Here is a 20,842-nt window from a genome sequence, read left to right on the forward strand (position 1 = left end):
TGCTGCGCGAATATTTGCCTCAGGCAAATGCACATAACGCAGGTAATCCATCGACATTGCTAGGCGTCATATCAACAGCTCCGCGACCAAACGACATACTGAACAAAAGCATTTGCTTCCTGAGCCTAAGTACCTCTATTGGCACCTTTTGAACGGAAATTGCCAGATCACGCCAGTAATCCAAATCGGCCAATTTTGACTGCGCCACCTCTGCCTCGGTGACTCGATGGCACTGATGCAACATGTCCTGGATGGAGCGACTGAAAACGCACTCCAGCAGTCGCTCGGCTTCGTTACGCAAGGCAGCACTGACAGCGTATTCTAAGGCAGCACTGACATCGTGTTCTAAGGCAGCACTGACAGCGTGTTCTGAGGCAGCACTGACAGCGTGTTCTAAGGCAGCACTGACATCGTGTTCTAAGGCAGCACTGACAGCGTGTTCTAAGGCAGCACTGACAGCGTGTCCTGAGGCAGCACTGACAGCGTGTTCTAAGGCAGCACTGACAGCGTGTTCTAAGGCAGCACTGACATCGTGTTGTAAGGCAGCACTGACATAGTGTTCTAAGGCAGCACTGACAGCGTGTTTTAAGGCAGCACTGACATCGTGTTCTAAGGCAGCACTGTCAGCGTGTTCTTTAGTGGCACGCAGGCCATTGATCAGCCGGGCTAGTTCATTCTTGCCTTCGAACACCGCAAGGTACTGAGTCCGCCATGACATAGGATTGAGGGCGTTCAAGGCGGCTGCGCTGAGCAAATCCATAGAACAGGCGTTCAAGGCGGCTGCGTTGAGCAAATCCATAGAACAGGCGTTCAAGGCGGCTGCGTTGAGCAAATCCATAGAACAGGCGTTCAAAACCTTTTCCTGTTTTTTCAGCGTGTTATCTTCCAGCAGCCCTTTAACCCACGCAATTATTGCCTTGGGGAGCCGGGAAAAATGCACCCATACGGTTTTCAAATGACCCAACGCGCTAGAGCACAGAGTCTCACGCCGAGCGCCCAACGCTGCATCAGCAGGCAGAGCGGCCACCGGGCAACTCCTGCCTCTCCCCAAGGGCTCCGACCGGCGTATGTCAACGCACTGCGCATCCTGCGGGGCCTGCATACCAACATCCCTCATATATCCCCCTCGGCCTATCGCGCAATTGAGAATCAATACTCTGGCATTGGCAGCCCCGTCATCTATTCACATTGGTCGTATTTTTCCCAGCGAGTACGTCAGCCAACTATCCGTTGATGCCTCTCCATCGTAGCAAACGGGCCCGGACCGAGCTGATCGCACGCCCCTGTAAATCCGTCAGGCGCTGCTACGTTTGTATCAAGAGGAAAACGCGTCACTGTTCCTTCATCTGGCCGTTCTATGCTGCCCCGACGGTCAGCTTGACCGTCACCACTTGCGTACCACACGAGGGTTCAACGCATGGATGAGTATCAGGAAGAATTGCTGGAGTACCAGGCCATCGAACTCGATCCACCGGAGCCGGCGGACGACGCGACGGAGCTGTAACTCAGGCCGAATGCCGCTGGCTGCGCCGGAACTCACCCGGTGTCTGGCCGCTCCAGCGCTTGAAGGCGCGCTGAAAGGCTTCGGCCGAGGCAAAGCCGAGCAGATAGGCGATTTCACCAAAGGCCAGTTCGGTATCGCGAATATAGGTCATGGCCAGGTCGCGGCGGGTGTCGTTGAGAATGGCGCGAAACTGCGTGCCCTCTTCGGCCAATTTGCGCCGCAGGGTCCAGGTCGGCAGTTTGAGGCGCGCCGCCACTTCTTCCAGGTCGGGTTCGCGCCCCCCATTGAGCAACGGCCCCAGCAATTGCGTGATGCGTTCGCGCAGGCTGCGGGTGCGGGTCAACTGCTCCAGTTCGCGTTCGCACAACTGCAGCAGATGGCGCCAGGTGCTGGGGCAATGCTGCGGATTACGCAAGCCGAGGCTGGCCTGGTCGAGACGCAGCTGGTTGTGCGCCGCCTCAAAACCAATCGGGCACTCACCCAACTGGGCATAGGCCGGGGCGTAGGCCGGTGGGGCAAACTCGATCTCGATGCGCTGCGCGCGTACTGGGCTGCCGACCAGGCTAGAGAGCAGTTGCAACCAGCTGGCGAGGATTGAATCCACCACAAAGCGGTTATAGGCGTTGTAGGGACTGATGGAGTAGAAACGCAGCCAGGCGCCTGCGCTGTCCTCATGGAAGCTCGACTGCCCACGGTAGTTGGAACCATAGAGCGCCTCGAAGCGGATCAGCGTCCGGGCCGCCTCGCGCACCGTGGGCGCCTGGGCCGCCGTGACACCGGCCAGCCCCAATTGGTTGAAGCGGCTCAAAGCGCCCATGCGCAACCCCAGGGCCGCCTCCCCCGTCAGTTGGATGGCCCCATGGCCCAGGCGCATGTAGCGGGGAATCGACAAACGCCCGCCCGGTTCGGCCAGGCGGGCGGCATCCAGGCCGTATTGCGCCAACAGCGGCTCAGGGTCCTGGTCCAGCTGTTCGACCGCGGCCGCCAGGGCATGCACAAAGCCGACGGATAGATCGCCCAGACGCACCGGCTGCGGCTTCATCGGCTAGAGCCAGACATTGAGCAACTGCGCGGCCGGTGCGGCGGCCGGCTGGTCTGCAAGCACGCTGCCATGGGCAAAGCTTTGCCCGTCCTGATCATTGTCCCAAAAGCGCCCGCGCAGAAAAACGCTGATGCCCGGGTGGAGGCCGTCCAGGCGTGCCAACTGCTGCCAGGCCTGGGCCTCGCTCAGCGAGCCGGGCGCCAGGGTGACCTGGGCCGGCCACGGCAGACGCCGGTAGCCGCGCCACGGTTGCTGCCAGCGATCCTTGCCGGACAGCGCCGCACTGACGACGATCATCTGCGCGCCCATCTGGCGCAGTTGCTGGTAGTTGGCCGGGTACCAGCTGTCACGGCCAATCAATACGCCCAGCGGGCCGGCGGGGGTCTGGAACACCTGCAAGGGTTGCCGGGCCGCCAGGGCCTGTGGGCCACGGCCGGGGAAGTCCGACAGCCGTTGGCGCTGCGGCTGCCCGATAATCCGGCCGTCGCGGCCAAACACCAGGGCACTGTTGTACAACGGGCCGCGACCAATATGCAGGTTGCCCTGTTCGACGCTCGGCTCGGGCAGCACGATGGAGCCGGCCACCAGGGTCACACCGAACTCGCGGGCCAGGCCGCCAAACAACGCTTGATAGTCCTGGGCCATGCTCGCCGCCTTCATGCGCAGGCGCGCATCATCGAGACGTTTGTCACCCTCGGCCCGAGCCATGGCCTGCACAAACAGCAACGGGTTGCTGATCGCCAGCCAATGCATGGCTTCACTGGTCGTCGCCGCCTGGTACAGCTCGGGCTTCTCCCCCACCAGCATCAGCCAGGTGCCGATATGTTCCGGCAACACCGCGATGGTCTTGTCATTGAGCAGGCCCAGTTCACGGGCATGTCTCAGGTACGCGGCGAGCTTGAGGCGCAGGCGCGCCGGGCTCTGGTAATCACCGGGAAACAGTTGGGGCTGGATACCCAGTAGATTGCCACGCTCGCTGGGCGTGCCCTGGTTGGTCACCAGCTCGCTGCGCAGGTCCGACAGGTAGTGAGCGACCGGGCGTTTCTCGGCCCACAGCCCGTAGGCGGTGCCAATGGCAATCAGGGCCAGGCCCAGTGTCAGCAGAACGATTTTGCGCATGGGAAGTCAAGCAGGCAGTCATTGGCGGGATTCGTCGGCTAGGGTAGGACGATGGCGCACGCTTGCCAAGAGGTGCTGCGCATTTGGATCAATAACTTGTCAGTTTCGGTCATTGAGGCCGCTGGCACCTCTCTTTAAGGTGCCAGACATAACCGACGTGGGGCCAAGAAGCCTCCCGCATTCCGTGAACCTGCTTGTTGTGGAGTCATTTATGGCCGCCGCTCACTACCCTCATCTGCTGGCCCCGCTCGACCTGGGCTTTACCACCCTGCGCAACCGTACCCTGATGGGTTCGATGCACACCGGCCTGGAAGAAAAGCCGGGCGGCTTCGAGCGCATGGCAGCGTTTTTCGCCGAGCGTGCCCGTGGCGGCGTCGGCCTGATGGTCACCGGCGGGATCGCGCCCAACGATGAAGGTGGCGTGTATTCCGGGGCGGCCAAGCTGACAACCCAGGAAGAAGCCGATAAGCACCGCATCGTTACCCAGGCCGTACGCGAAGCCGGTGGCAAGATCTGCATGCAGATCCTCCACGCCGGACGCTATGCCTACAGCCCACGACAGGTGGCACCGAGTGCGATCCAAGCGCCAATCAACCCATTCAAGCCCCGGGAACTGGACGAAGACGGCATCGAGAAGCAGATCGCCGATTTCGTCACCTGCGCCAGCCTGGCGCAAAACGCCGAGTACGATGGCGTCGAGATCATGGGTTCCGAAGGCTACTTCATCAACCAGTTCCTCGCGGCCCATACCAACCACCGTACCGACCGCTGGGGCGGCAGCTACGAGAACCGCATGCGCCTGGCGGTCGAAATCGTGCGCCGGGTCCGCGAAGCCGTTGGACCGAATTTCATCATTATCTTCCGTCTGTCGATGCTCGACCTGGTGGAAGGCGGCAGCACCTGGGAAGAGATCGTGCAGTTGGCCCAGGCCATCGAGCAGGCCGGCGCGACGATTATCAACACCGGGATCGGTTGGCACGAAGCGCGTATCCCGACCATCGCCACCAAGGTGCCGCGCGCGGCCTTCAGCAAGGTCACGGCCAAGCTGCGCGGCTCGGTGCAGATCCCGCTGGTCACTACCAACCGCATCAATACCCCAGAAATCGCTGAACAGGTACTCGCCGAAGGCGATGCCGACATGGTCTCCATGGCCCGGCCATTCCTGGCCGACGCCGATTTCGTCAACAAGGCCGCCGAAGGGCGCAGCGACGAAATCAACACCTGCATTGGCTGCAACCAGGCCTGCCTGGACCACACCTTTGGCGGCAAGCTGACCACCTGCCTGGTCAACCCACGGGCCTGCCACGAAACCGAGCTCAATTACCTGCCCGTCACCCAGGTGAAGAAAATCGCCGTGGTCGGTGCCGGCCCCGCCGGTCTGGCGGCCGCCACCGTGGCCGCCGAACGCGGGCATCAAGTCACCCTGTTCGATTCGGCCAGCGAGATCGGCGGCCAATTCAATGTGGCCAAGCGCGTGCCGGGCAAAGAGGAGTTCTACGAAACCCTGCGCTACTTCAAGCGCAAACTGCAGACCAGCCACGTCGAGGTTTGCCTCGACACCCGCGTGGACGTCGCCCAACTGGTCGCCGGCGGCTACGACGAAGTGATCCTCGCCACTGGCATTGCCCCGCGCCTACCGGCGATTCCCGGCATCGAACACCCCAAGGTCCTGAGCTACCTGGACGTGTTGTTGGAGCGCAAGCCGGTGGGCCATTCGGTCGCCGTGATCGGCGCCGGCGGCATCGGCTTCGACGTGTCGGAATTCCTGGTCCACCAGGGCGTCTCGACCAGCCAGGACCGCGAGGCCTTCTGGAAGGAATGGGGCATCGACACCCAGTTGCAGGCCCGTGGCGGCGTCGCCGGCGTCAAGCCCCAGCCCCATGCCCCGGCGCGCCAGGTCTTCCTGCTGCAACGCAAGAAATCCAAGGTCGGCGACGGCCTGGGCAAGACCACCGGCTGGATCCACCGCACCGGCCTGAAAAACAAACAGGTGCAGATGCTCAATAGCGTCGAGTACCTGCAGATCGACGATGCCGGCCTGCATATCCGCATCGGCGAAGGCGCGCCACAACTGCTCCCGGTGGACAACGTGGTGATCTGTGCCGGCCAGGATCCGCTGCGCGAACTGCACGACGGCCTGGTGGCCGCCGGACAGAACGTACACCTGATCGGCGGCGCGGACGTCGCCGCCGAGCTGGATGCCAAGCGCGCGATCAACCAGGGCTCGCGACTGGCGGCAGAACTCTAAGACCGCGCCCTGCCCTTCGGGACCCAACCTCCCGAAGGGCCGCGATCAACGCCAGTCGGCAACGATATTCTGCTCCCGCGCAAAGGCTTGTACTGCAAGGGTACGGCGCTGGAAACGCGGGGCCTCTGCGGATGTCGCCAGCCAGAGCATCACGGCTGCTGGCACCTCGGGCGGCGCACTGCCGGCGCGCAGGGCAATCAGGCCCTGGTCGCCGATGGTGGCCTTGAGCGCATCGGTGGTCACCACCCCCGGATTGACCGTGTACGCACAAATCCCCTGTTCCCCCAACTCCACGGCCAACACCCCGGCCAACCGCGAGACCGCGGCCTTGCCCGCACCATAGGCATAGCCCCAGCCGCCCTGGCTGGCAGCAATCGGCGGATCGCATTCACCGGCACCGGAGGTGACATTGATCACCACGCCGCCGCCCTGCTCCAGCATCTTTTCCACCACCGCACGCGTGAGGAGAAAGGGCGTCAGCACATAACCCTGGAACACCCGTTCGAGGGTCTGCGGTTGCAGGTCGAGAAACCCGGCATTCAGGTCGCTGCCCTGGTAGATCGCGTTGTTGATCAGTACATCGACCCGCCCGTACTCGGCGAACACCGCCCCACAGGCATCCAGCACCGAGGCACTGTCGAGCAAGTCCATGGGCACCACCAGCGCTCGGCGCCCCAGGTCGCGAATCGCCTGGGCCGTGCTGTTGAGGCTGCCGGACAACGGCGCACCGCTGTTATCGCGCAAGGCGTGCGGATGCGTTTCGCCTTCATCGATCGTGCGGGCGCTGATCGCCAGGTCGAACCCGGCGCGCGCAAAGGCCAGCGCAGTTGCCCGACCAATACCGCGGCTGGCGCCGGTAATGAATGCCACCTTGTTCATTGCAGTTCCTTTTCTTAGAAACGCTGTGGGCGGACCATGGCGTCCATGCCGCCATCGACGAAGATCACGCTGCCATGCACGAAGCTGGCTTGGGCGGACTGCAAAAATGCCACCACCGCGGCGATTTCCTCGGGCGTGCCGGCCCGGCCCAGTGGCGCGACGAACTCACGCACCGCCTGGCCAAACCGCGCATCGTCGAGCGACGCCTGGTGCAATGGGGTCTGCACCGCGCCCGGGGCGACCACGTTCAAGCGAATGCCCTGGGCTGCCCAATCCACCGCCAGGCGGCGGGCCAGGCTGGTCACCGCATACTTGGAACAGGCGTAGGCCACATGGGGCTGGCCCAGGGCGCTGGCCAATTCCAGGGCCCGCAGCTCGTCACCGGCGAGCATCGCCTCGACCATGGGTTGTTGCTCGGCACCGCCATGGGTCGCGGCCACCGAGCCGATCACCAAGGCCGCCGGTTGCTGCCCCTTGGCCAGGGCCGAGGCCAGGCCGTCGAGCAACTGACTGACGCCAAAGTAGTTGACCGCCAGCACCAGGCCAACGGACGGTGCGGTCACCCCAACGCCCGCACAGCAGACCAGGCCATCCAGTACACCGCCGCTCAGTTCCAGCACTTGGGCAATGGCCGCCTGGCGGCCTTGGGGGGTGGACAGATCGGCCTCGACTTCGGCATTCGCCCGGTCGATCCCGATCACCTGGTGCCCGGCCGCGCGCAAGGCAGCACTGACCGCCGCACCGATACCCGAGGCGGAACCGCTGATAGCTGTAACTGGCATAGTTTTTCTCCGTAAAGGGTCCGAGCAGTATGGGAACGCCGCCCACGGCGCGACATCGTCCGGGCGGACTAAAAAAACCGGGATTACATCCAGGGTGAAGCCAGCGGGCTCCACCCTGCGGAGCGGGTTCAGGCCTGACGGCGGACCACGGTAGCCAATTGCGGCGGCGGCACCTTGAGCCGTTCAGCTGGCTTTAGCGCCAGCTTTGGCTTTCCCAAGGCCACCACGCTGTTGAGCAGGATGCGCACCAGTTCGGTCTGACGCCGCACACCGGTCTTGGAGAAGATCGAGCGCAAGTGCGCACGGGCGGTATTGCGACGGATATTGAGGACCTCGGCAGCTTCTTCCAGGGACAAGCCATTGGCCAGCTCCATGGCCAGGGCCGTCTCGGACTTGGTCAGGTTGAACAGCTGCTTGGTCACCACTTCACTGGCCAGCGATTTGCTCGCCGCATCACGGATATACACCAGCGCCGCCGGCTTGCCCTTTTCATCGGCCCACTCCAGGGACGGAATCGACTCGACCACCAACCCCAGGTTGACCAGCCCCGAGGGCCGCGTCACCGACATCGCCTCTGCGCTGGTCACGCTGGCGCGGGCCTGATCGGAGAAGGCGTGGCGGATCAGCCGTTGCAGCTCACGGTTGTCACTGGGATACGTCGCTTCCAGGCGCCCGCCCACCAGCTTCAGGCCGTCAGCGCTGGCCAGAATCTCTTGGGCCACCGGATTGACCCGCAGCACGCTGCCACTCTCGTCCAGCACCAGGGTCGCCACCGACAGGCGGCCAATAGCCTGGGAATAGCGCTCGCTCAACGATTCGCTGCGGTCCAGCAGGTTATGCATATGCAGGGCGCGGCGCAGGTGCGGCAGAAACATGGCGCACAGCGCGCGCTCATTGGCATTGAAGCCAGGCGCCGACTTGGGCCGGGTAATGCGAAACCGCAGCTTGCCGCCGTCGGGCGTGGAGATATCGGCGCCCATCACGTGGTAAACCCCTTGCGGGCCGCAGAACATCTTGAAGTAGGCGCAGTGCTCCCACTCGCTGGCCGTCATCACGTCATCGACGGTAAACACATAATCCAGGGGTTGATTGGCAAAGGGCGTATTGGTTTGCGGGTAGCAATGGCAGATCACCTCGCCCTCGCCTTCGATATCGCCCGCGACGATCATCAGCCCCATGTCCGGTTGATCCGGCACCCGCAGGATCAGGGTCACGTAATTGGCTCCATAGAGAACGCGAAGATTCTTGAGGATCTGCGCCATCAACTTGGGGTCGAGGGCACCGTCGTAGAACTCGCCGATCAGCCGGTCGTAGCCAGCCAGATCAAGGCCGACACTGGCCAGGGCTTGATGGGTCAAGACAGCATTTTCCACAGTCTTCTCCTTCGCACGGGTAAGGCCTGACGCCTTCCCTTTTTATTTTTATTTTTTCGGCCCGGGGAGGCGTTTCCCCCGATGGCTGCTGCACGCTTGGCGCGGCGCTGAAGCAAGGCCGCGCGCCACAGTCTCCCGCGCCCTCAATCACTCCACAAGAGCCGTAACAAGAATATTTTCGGCCCTCAAATGTCCTTGGCGGCGGTCTGCTGGCGCAGCGGGTAATGCCCGCTCGGGGCACGCCGAACGCCCGGTTCGAGCGCCACCAGACGGCGTCCGCGGTTGAACCAGGCCGCCAGCGCCGGCAGCAGGAAAATCGCCCCGAGCACGTTGACCAGGAACATGAACGAGAGCAGCACGCCCATATCCGCCTGAAACTTGAGCGGAGCAAACGCCCAGGTACAGACCCCGATGGACATGGTCAGGGCGGTGAACACCGCTGCCGTGCCGCGTTGGCACATGGCCTGATAGAACGCTTCGCGCAGGTCCGCCCCGGCCGCCATTTCATGCTGGATCCGCTCGTACAGGTAGATCCCGTAGTCGACCCCCACGCCCACCCCCAGGGCCATCACCGGCAGGGTCGCGACCTTGAGGCCGATGCCGAGCAGGGCCATCAGCGCGTTGCACAGAATCGCCACAATGGCCAGCGGCACCAGAATGCACAGCACGGCGCGGATCGAGCGAAAGGTCAGCCAGCAGAACAGCGCCACCGAACCGAACAACGCCGCGAGCATGACGATTTCCGCCCGTTTGACCGCCTCGTTGGACGCCGCCATGACCCCGACATTGCCCCCCGCCAGCAGGAACTCGACCTGGGGCGTGGCCACCTGGGCGATGATCCGCTGCGCTTCAGCCAGCACATGGCCCAGGGTCGCACCTTCGTGGTCGGTCAGGAACACCAGGATCTGCATCTGCTGGCAGCCATCGGTGACCAGCCCATCATCCGGCAGATAAGCCCGCGCGCCCTGGCTCAAGCCCCGGGCCGAGCCCGGAATGGCGGCCCAGCGCGGGTTACCTTCGTTGTTGCCGGCAATCACCACCTTGCTCATGCCCGCGACGCTTTGCACCGACTGCACACCCGTGACGGCACGCATGCGAAAATCAAACGCCTCGACCGCGCGCATCACTTCCGGTGACAGGCAGCCCTCCTCGACATTCTGGACCTGGACAAAGACCGACATCACATCCAGGCCAATGGAGTAACTGCTGATGATTTTCTGGTTGTCCAGGTTGTAGCGCGAATCGGCACGCAGCTCCGGCGCCCCGGCGCCGATGTCCCCTGTCGCCAGGTCGCGGGCCTTGTAGGCGCCTGCCGCCAGCAGCAACAGGCTGATGGCAAACACCGCCAGCGCCGGGCGCGGCTCGGCCAGGGCCGACAGCCGCCACCACAGGCGGTGCCGGCCGGCCGACTTGCGCTGGGCCCGGCGGATCACACTCGGCTCCAGGCGCAGGTGGGAAATGATGATCGGCAGCATCAGTTTGTTGGTGACGATCATCAGCATCACGCCGATGCACGCCGTGACACCCAGCTCATGGACGATGGGAATATCGATCAGCATGATCACCGCAAAGCCCAAGGCATTCATCAGCAGTGCCAGCGAACCGGGAATAAAGATCTTGCAGAACGCCGCCCGGGCCGCGCTCACCGAATCGCTGCCGGCCAGTACGTCCTGCTTCCAGGCGTTGGTCATCTGCACCGCATGGGACACGCCGATGGAGAAAATCAGAAAGGGCACCAGGATCGACATTGGGTCGATACCCAGCCCCAAAAGGGGCAACAGGCCCAGCAGCCAGACCACCGGCAGCAACGCGACGACCAGCGCGACCACCGTCAGGCGCAGCGAGCGCGAGTACATCCAGAGCAGCACGGCGGTAATCAGGAAGGCCACGACAAAGAAGCCGATCACCGTGTTCAGGCCCTCGACCACATCGCCGACCAGCTTGGCGAAGCCAACGATATTGATCTCGATCTGCGCGTTGGCATACTTGGCGCGGATGTCCTCCAGACGCTGGGCCACCTCGGCGTAATTCACCGGCTGGCCGGTCTGTGGGTCGAGGTCCTGCAGGTCGGCACGGACCATGGCCGACTTTTGGTCATTGGCCACCAGGCGACCAATCTGCCCGGAAGCGGCGGTATTGCTGCGCACCTGGGCCAGGTCCTCGGCGCTGCCGCCAAAACGTGGCGGAACTACTACGTCGCCGAAAAAGCCCGCTTCAGTGATCTCGATGTAGCGCACATTGGCGGTAAACAGCGAGGTCACACTGGCGCGATTGACCCCGGAGATAAAGAACACCTCATCCGTGACCTTTTTCAGGGTGTCGAGGAATTCGCGGTTGTAGATATCGCCCTCGCCCTTCCAGTGCACGCTGACCAAAAAGCGGTTGGCCCCGGTGAAGTACTGGCTGAACTTGAGGAAGTTGACCATGTATTCATGGCGCACCGGGATTTGCTTGTTAAAGCCCGGATCCAGTTGCGTGTGGGTGGCGCTATAGCCCAGCCCCAGGGTGAGCAGGACAAACACCAGCAACAAACCGTTGCGCCAGGCCATCAGCCGATCGGCGCAGGCATGGACCGCCTGTGTCACCCAGTTATTACCTTGATTCATGACCCGCCTCTCACTTGCCGAGGGCAGCAACGCTGCCACTGGAACCCTGGAATACGCCACGCTCGCCGCCCACCAGCAGCCGCTCGCCGACCAGCACGGCAGACGTCAGCGTGCCCAGCCCGGGCATCCGTCCGACCCCGACCAGCCCACCCTGGGCATCTAGGCGCACCAGCGCGCTCCCGGCGCCGACGATCAACAGCCCGGAATGATCGGGCAACAGCACATGGCCATAGAGCGGCAACTGGTTGCCCAGCTTCACCTGGGTCCAGCTGTCACCAAAATCGCGGCTGACAAACACATGCCCGCGCATGCCATAAGTCACCCAGTGGTCGGCGCTCAGACGGACGATGCCGAACAGCGAACCGTTGTAGAACGCCGGGAGGGTCTGCCAGTGCTGGCCGCCGTCGGCCGAGCGCAGGACCAGGCCCTGCTCGCCCACGAGCATGCGCCGGCCGTCGCGGTCACCATCCATGCCGTTGAGATGGGCACTGTCGACGGGCAGCGCGAGCGGCTGCCAGTGCGTCCCGCCATCGGCGGACTGGTAGAACTTGCCGAAACTGCCAAAGGCCAGCGCCTGGTCATTGCCGGCGGACCAGATGCCCAGCAACGGCTCGCCCAACTGGGCGTCATGGCGCACCTCCTGCCAGTGGTTGCCACCATCGTCGGAGCGCAGGATCCAGCCGTCATGGCCAACGGCGAGCAGACGCTGCTCGCTCAAGGCCACCAGGGCGGTGAGCGCTACGTCCCGTTGCGGCGTCACGTCAGCCTGACGCCAGCTCACGCCCTGGTCGTCGCTTAGCAGAATGCTGCCGCGCTCACCCACCGCAATCACCCGCGGGCCCAGAGTCAGCAGCCCGTTGATTTGCACGCGATCGGAACGCAGCGCCAGCTCGGTTTGGACCGGCGCGGGCTTGGGGGTGAAGGTGAAGGCGATGGTCAGGGCGACCACCAGACAGACCAAGTAGCCGACTACTGAACGCATGGACGGCACTCCGGTTCGAGACTGATACACGCAAAGGGGGTCATGCGGCCAATCCTCTTGTTCTTGTCAGGATCCGCGCAGGGCGCGGCGAGTGAGATGGGCATTGCCTAGGGGGATACTCAGGGCAAGCGCGTTGGGAAACATCGTCCATATGGCTTAAAAATTCGCCAGGGATGACCGGCGGGTCAACGTCGCAAAATCCATGGGCACAAACGACTGCAGGAGCGAGTCAACTCGCTCCTGCAAGGTGGTTACCGTGGGCGTTATGGCTGGTAGAGAATGACCAGGTCGTTGATGACCGACGGTCGCTCATTGCCCACCACGTGGGTATTGAGTTCCAGGGTCAACTGGGTGCCTCGTGGCAATTGCTCGACCCGCTTGACCCGCGCCCGGGAATGGATCCGCGAGCCGGCCGAGACCGGCGCCGGGAAGCGCAGGCGGTCAGAGCCATAATTGATCATGGTACTGAACCCGCTGATCTCGAAGTCCAGCGCCAGCTTCATCCGCGACTGCAGCACCTGGACCAGCGCGCCGTGGGCGATGGTGCCGCCAAACGGGCTTTCCTTACGCGCGCGCTCGGGGTCGGTGTGGATCCAGTAGTCATCCCCAGACAACACGGCAAAGGCATCAATCAACGCCTGGTCGACCACCACGCTGTTGCTCCACTCGCTGAAGGTTTCACCCACCAGGGCCTGCAGGCTGGCGGTGTCGTTCAGGTCGATCTTGCGTACCGTGGGCGCAGGCGCAACGACCGGCGTTTCTGCCGCCGACGGCAAGCCCTTGAGGCGCGCCGCATCCTTGTCCAGGCCGGTAAAGCGCAGCAGTCGGTTGCCCTTGGCATCGACCTCGGCAAACACCGGCTGCAGGCGCATGCCGATGCGGATCTCGTCCTCTTCCAGGCCCACCAGATTGGTGTTGATCCGCACGCCTTCGTCCAGCTCGACCACCGCCAGTTTCTGCGGCATTTCGTCGATAAAGTCGGGCAAGGTGGCAATACGCGTCAGGGTAAAGCTGTAGAGGGTCGCGCCGCCGCTGACTTCGCGCCAGGCCAGGTCGTGGGCCAGGCAGACCGGGCAATGTCGGCGCGGGTAGAAAATCCAGTGCTCACAGGCATTGCACTGCTGGATCAACAGGCGCTCGGCCTTGAGGCCTTCCCAGAACGGTGCGGAGATTTCAGTCGGCACCGGCATCGGTTTGTTGTTGGACATGCTCTTATGCTCCCTGAAGTATCAATGCGCCCTGCTCGCTCATCACGCCACCGGTGCCGGAGACGTAGACGTTGTCGCAACGCTGGAGTTGCCGCTCGCCAGCCTGGCCGGCGATCTGCGTCACCGCTTCGATGACCTGGGACATACCACCGGCAGACCCGGCCTGGCCAAAACTGAGCTGCCCACCATGGGTGTTCATCGGGAAGTCGCCGCGCCAGGTCAGGTCATGCTCGCGAACAAATGCCATGCCCTCGCCCTTGGCACAGAACCCGGCATCTTCCAGGGTCAGCAACGCGGTGATGGTGTAGCAGTCGTAGATTTGTGCGGCATCGACATCGGCGGGTTTCAAGCCGGCCATCGCAAACGCACGCTCGGAAGCCGGCCCGATGGGCGTGTGAAGCATGTCCGCGGCATAGGACGGCGACTTGAAGGCCAGGTGCTCGCCAAAGCCCTTGATAAACGCCGGACGCTTGCGCGCACGGGCCGCGACTTCCCGCGAGGCGATGATCATCGCCGCGCCGCCGGCCACCGGCATGACGATTTCCAGGACATGCAGCGGGTCGGCGACTTTCTTGCTCGCCAGCACCTGTTCGATGGTCAGTGGCTGGCCGTAGAACATCGCCTGGGGGTTGGCCTGGGCATTGGTGCGCTGATCCACGGCGATCTTCGCCATGGCCCGCGGGTCGTAGCCATACTGCGCGGCATAGCGCTGGGCGATCATTGCGTAGCCGGTGTTCTGGCCCATATGCCCATACGGCAGGTCAAACTCCGCTTCGGGTGCGCCAAACGCCGTACTGTGGCCGCCAAAACGCATGGCCCGGGCCATCCAGCTCGGGTCTTCATCGGGGCCAAACGGCGCCATGCGTGCCGGCAGCACGCACAAGACCGCCTGGCACAGGCCCAGCTCGATGGCCGCAGCCGCGCGCCAGACCATGCCCACCGAGGTGCAGCCACCCAGGTCGACCACTTCGGCAAAATTGAGACGCAGGCCCAGGTATTCGGCGGCCATGGCCGGGACAAATACCGAGGCTTCATGAAACTGCGGGCCATTGATCACCAGCCCGTCGAGATCCTCGGCCCGCAGACCCGCATCGCGCAAGGCCTGGGCCGCCAGGTCGGCGACCTGTTCAAGATGGAACATCTTCGGCGCAGTGGCGTATTTCTCTGGCTTGTACTGCGCGGTACCGACAATGGCCGCGTGACCTTTAAGACCCATGTTTCCTCCCACTGCGCGGCCAGCGCCGCGAACAGTCGTCTATGCATGAATGCCGGCGCGCAAGCGGCAGGAACGCCCGCTGCGCACCGCACGGTTAGAGGCGCGAGCCCGGGATCAGAAGGTGTATTTCATCGAGAAGGTGGCGTAGTCACGGTCAGCCATCGGCCGGTCTCGCAGGTTCGCTTCACCCAGGTAACCGGTGTACTTGAGCGCCACTTCCAGGTTGCCCAGGTACTTGAAGGTGGTCCCGATGCCCAGGCGACGGTCGCCCTGCACACCGGCAATGGTCCCGGCCATCGGCGCGGCACCGGTGAACACGTTGGAAAAATTCACCGGCACTTCCAGGTCCCAACCTTCGAACACTCCCGGATAGCTGAACGAGGCGCCGACGGTGTAAGCCATCGAGGACTTGTCACGCCAGCCGCCCGCGTTCCGATAGGTGTAGTTGTCGGAGTCCTTGACCAGGTTGGCGTACACCGGTATCAGGTTGTAGCCCTGCAGATTGCTCGCGCCGGACGCACTCTGGACACTGTCGACCTGAACCCGTACGAGCTCGGCCGTCAGCGAGGTCTGGCTGGCCCACGGCCGATCGCCTAGGATGCGAATGGCCGACAGTTGGAACTGCTGCCCCTTGCCCTTGGCCGGTACCGGGCCCAGGTTGGTCAGCACCATCACCGGCGCGCCATCGCGGTAGGACCACTCGGCGCCCAGTTGCACATCGCCGATCTTGGTCGAGGCGCTGACACCGGTCAGCTTGATGTCTTCGAAGTACTTGACCCGGTAACCATTGGGGCTGCCCATATACAGGCCACCGCCCAAGGCGACCGGGTCATAGCCGACCAGCGCGGTCGCCGGGTTCTTGTCGTGGTAGTTGACATGGAACAACGACAGCTCCAGCGCCGGTACCGGCCGGTAGCGAACCTGCACCCCCCATTGCCCGCCATCGCGTGGCTCGTCAGTGCCGCGGTAGTTGATCCGCGAGCCGTCGGCGTTAAGAATGAATTCGCGGCCCGGCCCGGTCACATCGCTGCCCGACAGGTAGCTGCCTACCGGCGGCAACTCGGTGCCTTTCCATTCGTACTGCACATAGGCGCCAAAGGTGAGCTGGGGATTCAAGCGGTAGGACGCGGAGAACTGGCCCACCGGCAGCAGGATTTCCTTGACCTCAACCCCCGGCTGCGCGGCCTTGACCGCATCGGACGGGTTCTGTACCCCGTTGACGCCGGGATAGAACAGGCTCTCGCCCCAGGACTCGATGTGCCGCCCGGCCTTGACGTCGAGCATGGTGTCATTGGCAAAGCGCCAGCCACTGAACACATAGGCGTCGAGCAGGCGCGTGCGGCCGCCGCTGTAGTACTTGGTGTCGCTGGTGAACTCGTCGTTGCGCCCGTTTTTGTTGACGGTGCCGGGGGAGTCGTTGTCGTTTTTCTGGTGGTAGACATCGTCGTAGAAGGTACTGGCTCGTACCACCGCGCCGTAGTTGTCCTTGCGCACGATCATCTCGCCCAGGGCGCCGATACGGTTGGTGGTCAGGCTACCCTTATCGAAGTTGCGGTTGGCATCGTCGGCGTTACGCCCAGCGGGGACCAACAGCCGGTCGCTCGGATTGCCCAAACGTACGCCCATGCCGTAGCTGGTGGTCACCGACCAGTCGACAGTGGTGCCGTCGTCGAACTCGATGGTTTCACCCGACCAGGCCGGTAGCGAAACCACAGCGATGGCCGCCGCCAGGCAGGCTACCTGGACTCCGTGCGGGCCAAGACCAGTACAATTATTGTTGTTCTTATTGATCACACTGACTCTCCTGAGTGACGACCGACTGGTCGCCTGGAATGTTCAACTTCACCGTGCGCCGGCCCACTCAAAACACCACGAGCGGATCCGGTGCCAGCGTCCCCGCCGGGGAGCGTCGATACCGATAGAGCCCCCCGTATTCCTCCCGCACGAGCGCCCCCTCGGCGATGAGGTAGTTGGCATGGGCCAACGTTTCACCCAGGGCCATCAGTTCGTCGAAACGACCCGATAGTTTGGGGAACAATTCGACCATCAGCTCGCGCGCGCTGCGCGGCGCCTCGCAGAGGGTCAGCAGCGACGCCAGGTGGGCCTGGTGATGGGCCTGCAACTGGTCCAGGCGTTGATGCAAATTGAAGAACGGTCGCTCGTGGGCCGGCAGTACCAGCACGCTGTCGGGCAATGAGCGCAGGTGTTCGATCGAGTCCAGCCAGTCGCGCAGCGGATTGGCCTCGGGCTCGGTGACCTGCACGCCAACGGTGGACGTGATGCGTGGCAGCACCTGGTCGCCGGAAATCAGCAGGCCGTCATCCTCTGCATAAAGGCACGCATGCTCGGGCGAATGGCCGTTGCCGATCACCACCTGCCAGGTCCGCCCGCCAATGCGCAACCGACTGCCCGCGACCAGGCGACGAAAGCCGCTGCAAGGCAGGGGCCGAAAACTGCCGTTCTGGATGACCGAGAGCATCTGGGTCGCGTCTTCGCGGCTGAAACCGGCCTTGAGGTAAAAGTCCAGGAAGGCCCAGGCTGGCCGCGCCTCGCTCGGCGCATTGAGGTGCAACCACTGGAACTCGCCGGCGGTCATGAAGATCGGGCAGCGAAAACGCTCGGCGAGCCAGCCGGCCACGCCGGCATGGTCGGAGTGAAAATGCGTGCAGACCACTGCCAGCACCGGCAGGCCATCGCAGACCTCGATCAGCACCTGATCCCAGACTTCACGGGTTTGCGCCGTGTTCATTCCGGTATCGACAATCACCCAGCCGGTTTCATGGCGCAGCAGGTAGAGGTTGATATGGTCGAGACGAAACGGCAGCGGCATGCGCAACCAGAACACCCCCGCAGCAACCTCAAGCACCGCACCACTGGCAGGCGCCTCGCGCCAGGGATAGCGCAGGCCGCTGCGCACCTCATGGCCCAAGGCTTCGAGGTCAGCCATGGGCGCCACCAAAGGGCGCCAGCCCGGCGTCGGCCAGGGCCTGTGCGGAGTACGGCCGATAGGTGCGCGCCGCCTCATCGCGGATAAACAGCGGATCGCCGCACGCCTGGGGGCAATAGCCCTGGCGTTGCAGGTCGACCTTGCGCAGCTTGAAGGTGCTGGTCAGGTCAGCCGCCTGGGTAACACGGACAAAGACCGGCGCGGCATAGCGCGGCAGGCTGGCTTCGCCAAGGGCGAACAGGGCCGCGGGATCGAATGCCCGACCCGGCTGCATCAGCACCGCCGCCATCCCGGCCCGGCCTTCGTTGCCCGGCACCTGTACGCCATAGATATTGATCAGTTCCAGGCCCGGCAATTCGCTCAGGGCATCGGCCACTTCCAGGGTGGAGACGTTCTCGCTTTTCCAGCGAAAGGTGTCGCCGATCCGGTCGACGAAATAGCAGTAGCCATCGGCGTCATAGCGCAAAAGATCGCCGGAACTCCAGTAAGCATCGCCTTCGCGAAAGACATTACGGCGGATCTTGCTTTCACTGGCCTCGGGGTTGGTATAGCCCTCGAAGCGACCGCCGCCGATCTGCGGATGGTCGACGATAAACCCCATCGCCTCGCCGACCTCACCGACTTCACAAAGTTGGTAAAAGCCGTGTTCATCCCGGGGATGGCAATCGTTTTCCACGTCGAAACGTACCAGCCGCAGATTGGTTTTGGCCCAGTCCGGCACACGCCCGCAGGAGCCGACGTAGTTGTCGACATTGATCAGATTGGCGTTGGCTTCGGTGGCGCCCCAGCCCTCGAAGACCTGGATCGGGCCAAAGCGTTCGAGCCAGCGCTGCCAGGACTCCGGAGTCAGGCCGGCGCCCAACATGCAGCGCAGGCTGTGCTCGCGCTCCCCCGCGACCACTGGCTGGTTGAGCAGGTAGCGACAGATTTCGCCGATGTACTGGAACACGCTGATGTGGTGGCGGGCGACATCCTTCCAGAATTCGCGGACGCTGAACTTGCGCCGGACCACGATACTGGCGCCCACCCGCAGCGCCGTCGAGGTGACCGAGGTCGCAGCAGCGCCGTGGTACAACGGCAGGCAGCAATAGAACACGTCCTCGCAGGTCGCCTGCAGGGTTACTTCCATCACATCGCCCGAGGACATCCAGCGCATATGGCTGTAGCGCGCAGCCTTGGGTAAACCCGTGGTGCCCGAGGTAAAGATCAGCAGTGTCGGTTCTTCGGCCCGGATATCGGCACGAATATCCCGGGGGAAGGCCGTGCGTGGGGCGCTGTCCAGGCGTGCCGCAAACTGGCGGTCGACGCCCTTGGGCAGTGGCTCGCCGGCCGGGTACTCAGGGTCCGGGACCAACCAGAACGGCACCGACGGCAGGCCTTCGGTGGCCTGCAGATTGCCCAGGCACTCCTCGCCGATCACCACGGCCTTGGCGGCGGTGGTTTCCAAAGCATGCAACAACGCGCGGCCGTGGACCTGGGTATTGATAAACGCCACCACCACACCCAGTTTGACCAGGCCAAACCAGGTGCAGAAAAACGCCGGGCGGTTTTCCATGGCAATTGCGCAGACATCGCCGGCGCGCAGGCCCTTGGCATAGAAGGTATGGGCCATCTGATTGGCGCGGGCGTCGACTTCGGCGTAGCTCAGGGTCTGCTCGGCATAGATCAGAAAAGGCCGTTCGCCAAAGCGCTGAGCCTGCTGCTCCAGACGATCGGCCAGGGTGTAGCGGTCGCCGGGCTTGATCTGCCCACTGGCAACGGCACGCTGGTCGAGCAACGCCTGGGTCTGCTCGCGGGGCACCACGACGCTGCTCGACACGCGAGCCGCAAGAGCCTGGTTCATGGCGTCACCTCCAGGGCCTGGCTCGCCTGGACAGGGTAATCCGTGTAGCCGCGAGGACCCGGGGTGTAGAGGGTCTTGCGGTCAAAGCCGGCCAGGGGCAAGCCACGCTGCAAGCGCTCGACCAGGTCCGGGTTGGCAATGAAATGACGGCCGAACGAGACCGCATCGCCCTCCCCGGCAACCAGCGCTGCGGCGGCAGAAGCGCCATCGAAACCATCGTTGAGAATCAGCCCGCTGGGGTGATGCTGGCGCGCCAGGGCAAAGGCGTCCAGCTCGCCCAGCGGCGAACGCATGATATGCAGGTAGGCCAGGCCCAACGGCTCGACTGCCGAGCAAAGGGCCGTGGCCGTGGCCAGCGGATCGGCGTCCTGGATATCGTTGTAGCTGTTGCCGGGGCACAGGCGAAAACCGACCCGACCGGCGCCAATCGCAGCGGCCATGGCCTGTAGCACCTCAGCGGGAAAACGCACCCGATTGGCCACGCTGCCGCCGTAGGCGTCAGCGCGCAGATTGCTGCCCGAGGCCATGAATTGCATGGGCAGATAGCCGCTGGTGCAGTGCAGTTCGACACCATCGAACCCGGCTTCGCGGGCGTTCAGGGCCGCCTGGCGGTACTCGCCGATCACCTGGGCAATCCCCTCCAGGCTCAGCGCCTCGGGCTGCTCGGTATCGACCAGCCCGGCGGTGTCACTGAACACCTGGGTCTGCGCACGCAACGCGGAGGGCGCCACCGTCGGCGCACCGAGCGGCTTGTTGTGCTGACTTGCGGCCCGGCCCACATGCATCAACTGCAGCACGATCCGCCCGCCGGCGTCATGCACCGCACGGGTGACGCGCCGCCACGCTGCAATCTGCTCGCCGGTGTAAATCGCCGGGGTCCGGCAATAGCCCAGGCCGCTGGCCGAGGGTGCCGTTCCTTCGGCCACGATCAGTCCGGCACTGGCGCGCTGGCGGTAGTAGTCGACCATCTCGGCCGTCGGCACCGCACGCGCATCGGCCCGGCTGCGGGTCATCGGCGCCATGACAATACGATTGGCCAGTTGCAGCTCACCGAGGCACACAGGCTCGAACAGAATGCTCATGTCAGTTCCTT

Annotated in this window: 14 protein-coding genes and 1 pseudogene; 1 reads left to right on the forward strand and 14 read right to left on the reverse strand. The window is 63.7% G+C overall.

The genetic code is table 11. The features are described 5' to 3' along the window. Positions 1-19 precede the first annotated feature (19 nt). The 3 genes and pseudogenes from NPS46_RS16005 to NPS46_RS16015 all read right to left on the reverse strand — a co-directional run bounded on the left by NPS46_RS16005 (position 20) and on the right by NPS46_RS16015 (position 3,665). Positions 20-1,027 (reverse strand): hypothetical protein, encoded by a 1,008-nt coding sequence (locus NPS46_RS16005; RefSeq protein WP_274108762.1) that lies wholly within the window; start codon positions 1,025-1,027, stop codon positions 20-22. 481 nt (positions 1,028-1,508) lie between these two features. Then, a pseudogene (locus NPS46_RS16010) lies at positions 1,509-2,546 on the reverse strand (AraC family transcriptional regulator); the annotation flags it as partial. 3 nt (positions 2,547-2,549) lie between these two features. Beyond that, positions 2,550-3,665 (reverse strand): carbon-nitrogen hydrolase family protein, encoded by a 1,116-nt coding sequence (locus NPS46_RS16015; RefSeq protein ID WP_274108764.1) that lies wholly within the window; start codon positions 3,663-3,665, stop codon positions 2,550-2,552. A gap of 211 nt (positions 3,666-3,876) precedes the next feature. On the opposite strand from NPS46_RS16015, the gene NPS46_RS16020 reads away from it, so the two are divergent. Next, a complete protein-coding gene (locus NPS46_RS16020; RefSeq protein WP_274108766.1) occupies positions 3,877-5,913 on the forward strand; it encodes an NADPH-dependent 2,4-dienoyl-CoA reductase in 2,037 nt (678 codons plus the stop codon). Positions 5,914-5,958: 45 nt separating this feature from the next. Here NPS46_RS16020 and NPS46_RS16025 read toward each other — a convergent pair whose 3' ends face one another. The 11 genes from NPS46_RS16025 to NPS46_RS16075 all read right to left on the reverse strand — a co-directional run bounded on the left by NPS46_RS16025 (position 5,959) and on the right by NPS46_RS16075 (position 20,831). Further along, positions 5,959-6,792, reverse strand: coding sequence for an SDR family NAD(P)-dependent oxidoreductase (locus NPS46_RS16025; RefSeq protein WP_274108768.1), 834 nt, complete (start codon positions 6,790-6,792; stop codon positions 5,959-5,961). A gap of 14 nt (positions 6,793-6,806) precedes the next feature. Beyond that, positions 6,807-7,574 carry an SDR family oxidoreductase gene (locus NPS46_RS16030; protein ID WP_274108770.1) on the reverse strand — a complete coding sequence of 256 codons (768 nt, stop codon included), beginning with the start codon at positions 7,572-7,574 and terminating at the stop codon, positions 6,807-6,809. A 128-nt stretch (positions 7,575-7,702) separates the two neighbouring features. Then, the gene (locus tag NPS46_RS16035; RefSeq protein ID WP_274108771.1) at positions 7,703-8,947 is read right to left on the reverse strand and encodes a helix-turn-helix transcriptional regulator; all 1,245 of its coding nucleotides are present in this window, start codon (positions 8,945-8,947) and stop codon (positions 7,703-7,705) included. A gap of 185 nt (positions 8,948-9,132) precedes the next feature. After that, complete coding sequence (locus NPS46_RS16040; protein ID WP_274108772.1) at positions 9,133-11,553, reverse strand: efflux RND transporter permease subunit; 2,421 nt, start codon at positions 11,551-11,553, stop codon at positions 9,133-9,135. Between the two features lie 10 nt (positions 11,554-11,563). Further along, positions 11,564-12,535 carry a WD40/YVTN/BNR-like repeat-containing protein gene (locus NPS46_RS16045; protein ID WP_274108773.1) on the reverse strand — a complete coding sequence of 324 codons (972 nt, stop codon included), beginning with the start codon at positions 12,533-12,535 and terminating at the stop codon, positions 11,564-11,566. Between the two features lie 263 nt (positions 12,536-12,798). Beyond that, positions 12,799-13,743: an OB-fold domain-containing protein gene (locus tag NPS46_RS16050; protein WP_274108774.1), complete on the reverse strand. Its 945-nt coding sequence runs from the start codon at positions 13,741-13,743 to the stop codon at positions 12,799-12,801. A gap of 4 nt (positions 13,744-13,747) precedes the next feature. Then, positions 13,748-14,959, reverse strand: coding sequence for a thiolase family protein (locus NPS46_RS16055; RefSeq protein ID WP_274108775.1), 1,212 nt, complete (start codon positions 14,957-14,959; stop codon positions 13,748-13,750). A gap of 114 nt (positions 14,960-15,073) precedes the next feature. Further along, positions 15,074-16,753 (reverse strand): DUF1302 domain-containing protein, encoded by a 1,680-nt coding sequence (locus NPS46_RS16060; RefSeq protein ID WP_274108776.1) that lies wholly within the window; start codon positions 16,751-16,753, stop codon positions 15,074-15,076. A gap of 67 nt (positions 16,754-16,820) precedes the next feature. Then, the gene (locus tag NPS46_RS16065; RefSeq protein WP_274108777.1) at positions 16,821-17,906 is read right to left on the reverse strand and encodes an MBL fold metallo-hydrolase; all 1,086 of its coding nucleotides are present in this window, start codon (positions 17,904-17,906) and stop codon (positions 16,821-16,823) included. Then, entirely contained in the window at positions 17,899-19,749 is a 1,851-nt protein-coding gene (locus tag NPS46_RS16070) for a long-chain-acyl-CoA synthetase (RefSeq protein ID WP_274108778.1), read from the reverse strand. Before NPS46_RS16070 ends, NPS46_RS16065 begins: the two co-directional genes overlap by 8 nt. After that, the gene (locus NPS46_RS16075) at positions 19,746-20,831 is read right to left on the reverse strand and encodes an alkene reductase (RefSeq protein WP_274108779.1); all 1,086 of its coding nucleotides are present in this window, start codon (positions 20,829-20,831) and stop codon (positions 19,746-19,748) included. Before NPS46_RS16075 ends, NPS46_RS16070 begins: the two co-directional genes overlap by 4 nt. Between the last annotated feature and the right edge of the window lie 11 nt (positions 20,832-20,842).

It is taken from the genome of Pseudomonas putida (assembly GCF_028682395.1).
Taxonomy (GTDB): Bacteria; Pseudomonadota; Gammaproteobacteria; order Pseudomonadales; family Pseudomonadaceae; genus Aquipseudomonas; species Aquipseudomonas putida_AB.